6 protein-coding genes are annotated in these 5027 nt (G+C 37.2%); all 6 read right to left on the bottom strand.

Translation table 11 applies throughout. The features are described 5' to 3' along the window. Positions 1–652: DEAD/DEAH box helicase family protein (locus AC1DPQ_RS17280; protein ID WP_477610354.1), on the bottom strand; the 652-nt coding region annotated here is incomplete at its 3' end. 240 nt (positions 653–892) lie between these two features. After that, entirely contained in the window at positions 893–1384 is a 492-nt protein-coding gene (locus tag AC1DPQ_RS17275) for a hypothetical protein (RefSeq protein ID WP_477584898.1), read from the bottom strand. After that, the gene (locus AC1DPQ_RS17270) at positions 1381–2214 is read right to left on the bottom strand and encodes a hypothetical protein (RefSeq protein WP_477584897.1); all 834 of its coding nucleotides are present in this window, start codon (positions 2212–2214) and stop codon (positions 1381–1383) included. Before AC1DPQ_RS17270 ends, AC1DPQ_RS17275 begins: the two co-directional genes overlap by 4 nt. Positions 2215–2707: 493 nt before the next feature. Continuing rightward, positions 2708–3709, bottom strand: a complete 1002-nt coding sequence (locus AC1DPQ_RS17265; protein ID WP_477610353.1) for a PD-(D/E)XK nuclease family protein — start codon at positions 3707–3709, stop codon at positions 2708–2710. A gap of 52 nt (positions 3710–3761) precedes the next feature. Further along, a complete protein-coding gene (locus AC1DPQ_RS17260; RefSeq protein ID WP_477579124.1) occupies positions 3762–4670 on the bottom strand; it encodes a hypothetical protein in 909 nt (302 codons plus the stop codon). 81 nt (positions 4671–4751) lie between these two features. Further along, positions 4752–5027: hypothetical protein (locus tag AC1DPQ_RS17255; RefSeq protein ID WP_477610352.1), on the bottom strand; the 276-nt coding region annotated here is incomplete at its 5' end.

Below are 5027 nucleotides of genomic sequence, written 5' to 3'. Positions count from 1 at the left end.
CTTCACTTACTGTATTAGTCTCCTGTTCTGTAAGATTCAAATTACCTACTAAACGGTTATGGGTATGTGCATGACTTTCGGCCATTTCCATCTTAATCTTGGATATATGGAGCGCAGTGAGCTTACCATCTTGGATAGCATCACGGGTGGTATATTTAAAGCTCAGTGCACCAAAATATACTGACGGCTGCTCGCTACTTGTAAAAGCAACAAGCATTGAATTATTAAAAAACTCTAATGTTGCATTCATCCGCTTTGAGGCGGGATCATAGTCTAAAAAGAATATAAGGGGAAAATGTTTTGCATTACTCTTAAAATCTTTGTATTTGGTGTCAAATAACTCGGTCTCAGTTAGGATCAGTAGTTTTTCTTTCTCATCGGGACCAAGTGTTTCAGTAGTAGACAGCTCTTGATTTAATGAGAGATGATTTTTGAAATACTCCTTTAGGTACGTTGCCGGACAAATTACTAAAATATGGTCTTTTTGTTCTAGCTTTGGCAAGTATTCATGTACAATAATAGATGAGATCTTACTTGCCCCGGTACCTGGCGGCATAGAGATTAAAGTCCGTTTTTCCTGGTTTTTAATCCGGTCCTGTATCGTTTGTAGGATATCGAGCTGATTGGGATTGAGGTGTCCTCTACTGATCATGAGCATAAATTTAAAATGCAAAAATAACTAATTCCTAAAGCTATTCATCGATTGATTAGTGATTACGGCTTTTTTATGATCCATATGAAATGGACAATTTTTTTCAATGGAATAATGCTGTTTTTCGCAAAGGATTGAATGTCAAAAGAGCAGTGGCCATTAAATTGAAGTGCCGCGTGTGATTACAGTATATTTATCATAAAAAATAAAAGCCTAATGATTGATTCTGCTTTCAAATTATTAGCCCTGTTTTTGTAGCTTGATGATGTTTGTTAAAATTAAGAGACTACGCCAGAGCGTTGTCGCGATTATGATGAGTCCCACTACGTTTGCGAAGAATATGTATTTTGTTAATGTTTCTGTCAAAAAGAGCTTTAGAACGAATCCTAAAATTGCAACAAATATTAACGATTTTATACAGCCTTTTAACAAAGTGGTTGTTCGGTAATACAGGCCTGTAGAAAAGAAAAGGTCAAATAAAGGTATATCGCCTTCTTGACCATTTGGAATTCTTGCTCCGGTTTTAAATGTGATTAATACGGTTAGCAAAGTAAGGACAAATCCGCCTAAGGTTAGCGCGATGGTTGCCAAGTCGGTTGTGGTCGAAATACTTACCTCGGCTTTGGGTATTGTAATAAGTTGACGTATATATAAAACATAAAGTATCCCCGTTATAATACAGCAGAATAGGTAATCATATAGTATCGGTCGCCTAAAATAAATGTCGATCATGATTCAAATTTTTTCATAAACTCGTCAAAATCACCTTCGATTTTTTCGAACCATTCCTTAGAAGTCAAATGAGCATCAGGTTCGATTTCTACTGATATTTCTTTCTTCCCTTTCATTAAATTGAAGGTGGCATCTTCACCATCTTTGTTGACATATTTCAACTCAAACTCCTCGAAATGATCAATATGGTAAGGTTTTTTCCTGAACTTATCTAATAACGCGGTCATCATCGTATTGGCACCTTTATTCAGCTCTACACTTTTTACTTTTGAACCAGGGGTCTGGAACATCGCTTCTATACGTATAAAATTTGGCTTGAGTTTTTGCCCTAAATTAGCAAATTCTGTGATATATCCCTTAATATCATCATCCATCTGGGGAATATTTTGCGGTTTTAACTTGATTTCAAAATTTAGGACGTTGTGAAGTTCTTCAATTGTTTTGTCAATTGGCACGTCCATAAATGTCGTGGTTGTTGTTGCTTTTGCGAGTCTCAAAACTTCGTGTGCAATATTCCGGAAATAATATTCTATATCTGACAACCTAGGGCCATTGTGGTTGTATTCAACACACATTATTGCGGGGTTACGGCTATAATCAATAAAGAAATTTGTTACTTCTGCAATTGATCCGGATGCTTTATTGAATGGTACGAGTTCGTAAGTATCCAAAGGTTTTACCATTAGATTTTTCCCTGCCCTGAGTAGTGCTATGGAACACCTGATCTTTTTAGTCTTCGGGATTCTATAGGTAACATTCATGAAAAGTTCCCTTTTGTCGCCGTCCTGGCGGTTTTTGTTTTTGTCTACCAGGAACGCTTTGTTTTCCAAGCGCTCTTTGTTGAGGAATGTTATTAATTTAATAAGGATATCATTTGAATTGTCTTGGATATTTGCGAAGGGTGTAAATTTGAGGGTGTGCAAATAAAACCTTATGGTATGGCTATTCGAACTCGGAATTGTGTTTTCTGACATGATAAAGCGTTAGTTTCCAGCTAATCTGCTGTTAAAATTCCGCATAAGCAAATCTATAATGGTTAATACCCATAGATGAGTATATGTAAATACTAACAATATTGGATTACTCAGCTAGATTCATAATTCAATATCTCTGTTTTCTCAAACCTTTAAAAAGAGTTCTCCTAGATCAGCCATTTTGTATCCACAATCATACTTGGCATTTATTTGATGCTAATTGTTGTTGGGGTCTCTATTTCCTCGACGCTAGGACCAATCAGTTTGCCAAGAAATTCCTTTACAAGGTTCAGCCCCTTTTCAATAGTTGATGATTTGATATTAAAATCGTTCGACATTCATATCCGTTTTATATTGTGATAATTCTATTCCATTTCACTTCTGGATTATTTTGGATGATTTCAATAAATACGCCAAAAGCTTTCTCAAACCATTTTTCTATATCCTGTTCCATATTCTCCGAACTGATAAAATCAGATAACGGTTTACCGAACTCTATATAATTTTCATTATGGAACAGCCCATCAGGAACTTTCATGTGTATAAATTTGTGATAATCTGAGCAGTTCTCATCTACCCACATCCAAACGAATAGTTTTGGTGTGCCGTTGAAATCGAACCCTGTACCAAGTTCACTATAACCAGTCCCGAATATCGGGTGTATCCGGATCACCTGACGGTTGTAATTTAACAACTGGGTTGATGATTTGGAATTGTTGATACTGCCAAACAGCTCGGTAAACCTCGGCTTTATCTTATCCAGGTAAACGTTCATCTTTAAAAGTACAGGGTTAATGTGCTGTAAGGCTAAAATTTCATGTAATGTAAAGTCAGTAGAGTTTCCCATCTGATTGAGTTCTAAAAAATCCAAAAATTGCTTGATAAGTTCGTTTTTGTCATGTGGTTTTAAAAAATCCGAAATATTATACCATCTCAGCTCTGCGTAAAACTCGGATTTAATATGTGGTTGGCCATCATAAAACTTGGTGCAGTAACGGAGGAATCTACGTTCAAATGAACTAAGTGTTGATAAAAGCTCCAGATAATTGGTAAGTTGGTCTTTCCCGGCCGGAGAATCTACTTTATTTTCAATAAAACAAAGCGTATCGGAGTTTTTTATCACCAAATCGATTCTGCATGCTGCTCTATTGCCTTTGCGAAAAGGATAATGCTGCTGGGAATAAATCCGAAATCCACTACCCTCAATGCCTAATACTGTGTTGACGAAAGCGTCTCTGAGTTCGCTGTCGCTATCCAGTACATGTGCTAGGATTTCCGTTGTGAAATCCTCCAAAGGAGTTTTAGATCCGTTGGTGCGATAAAGGTTAAGAAGCGAACTAAATAAATTCATTTTGATCTAAGAAGTGCCTTTGAGATAAAGTATGGTATCTGTGCATCACCGTTTATATAAAATCGGTGAATCGGGCATAGATATTGCCTGTTTCAATGGCATGCCTACGTTTTTTATAAAGCAGATCCGGGAGTGTTACACGTCGATCAAGTATGGCTATCAAATCTCCGCCATCCATAATTATGATGGATTTAAAGTCAGAAGAAACCGCCTCTTTGGTTACTCCATCGATAGAAATGAGTAGTCCAACGGCTGTCTTAAATTTTGCCTCTACTTTAAAACAGAAGTGAGCCAGATCGCTTCTGTTAACTTCTGATTTCCATTTTGCTTCCAATAGATAATCGTTYCCCTGGAAAGTAAATGCACCGTCGATCTGTTCTCCATATATTTTGAAAGATTCTTTTGGCTCAAGGTCGTAGATGAGAAAAAGGTCATATAAGAACTTTTCAAACTCAAAGCCTCTTTGTTGAAAGTTTTGGTTAGCTGCAATCTTATAGAAGTCTTGTTTGAGGGCATTGAGCTCATCCTCTAGGGAGACGACTTTTTTTAGATTTTTTTCTGCTTCCAATTTCCTTGCTTTAGCCGCTTCTTGGTCTTTGGTTGCCTCGAAATATCCCTTTGTCAGGCCTCTGAGGTTAGCAACAGACTGTTTTGCTTTCTTTTTCTTGCTGCCATCTTCGTCCCAAAAATCAAGATTGTCAAAGTCTGTAAAGTCGTTTACAGCTAAAAAAAGGTTCATTAGATCGGCATCATAGATGTCACGCCTATTGATCATACGCTCAAGCAATTCTTTAATGCTATCCCTTTTGGTACCCTCCCAATTGATGGTGGCGACGATTGCGGAATTGTCCAGAGAAAGCTTGACGAAATCTCTTAAATGTTCTTTTTTCCAATAGATTGATGCTAAAGCTTCCCGAAGCGCAAGGATTGCTTGTGGCGATATTTTCTTTTTTGCATTCATTTGTTCATTGTAATTGTTATAGCTGCGTTAGAAAATGTTAAATAGTCATTGAGCTGGGACTTAGCGCCTGACCTCACAGGTTTAAATGGATTCGTAATCATCATTATCATTCCAGTGCTTAACCAATTCAATATGCTGTTCATCGTCGACATAGAAAAGATCATCAGGAATCGAAGCATCTAAAACCTCAAGCGTATCTGCAAAAACATTTGGGTGTGGATCAAAACCAACTTCAATTTCAACTGAGACCTCCTTTTTTACAGTTGCCGAATATTGATTCTGGCCGAAGTAAACCCAGCTTTTTGTATCATCATCTTTGTATGACGCTGTTTCATCATAGGCCCATAACCAAGCCTC

It is taken from the genome of Pedobacter sp. 01T416_2, assembly GCF_056398925.1.
Note: the sequence above shows the minus strand (reverse complement) of the source record. Positions and strands in the feature narration are given on the sequence as shown.